Below are 209 nucleotides of genomic sequence, written 5' to 3'. Positions count from 1 at the left end.
ATAGCTCAGTCGGTAGAGCAGAGGATTGAAAATCCTCGTGTCGGTGGTTCGATTCCGCCTCTGGGCACCATTATTTAATATGTTGGTGTTTAATTTATGCTTTAGACATCAGTATCGTGCATAGCACACAGATTTAGTGTGCCGACTTAGCTCAGTTGGTAGAGCAACTGACTTGTAATCAGTAGGTCATCCGTTCAACTCGGATAGTC

Annotated in this window: 1 tRNA gene; it reads left to right on the top strand. The window is 44.0% G+C overall.

The features are described from left to right. A tRNA-Phe gene (locus EXT43_RS20615) sits at positions 1–70 on the top strand. Positions 71–209 lie beyond the last annotated feature (139 nt).

Origin of the sequence: Pseudoalteromonas sp. CO109Y, from assembly GCF_004208935.1 — a bacterium.
In the GTDB taxonomy this organism is placed as follows: domain Bacteria; phylum Pseudomonadota; class Gammaproteobacteria; order Enterobacterales; family Alteromonadaceae; genus Pseudoalteromonas; species Pseudoalteromonas shioyasakiensis.
The sequence above is the reverse complement of the archived record's forward strand: the minus strand, read 5'-3'. Positions and strand labels throughout refer to the sequence as shown.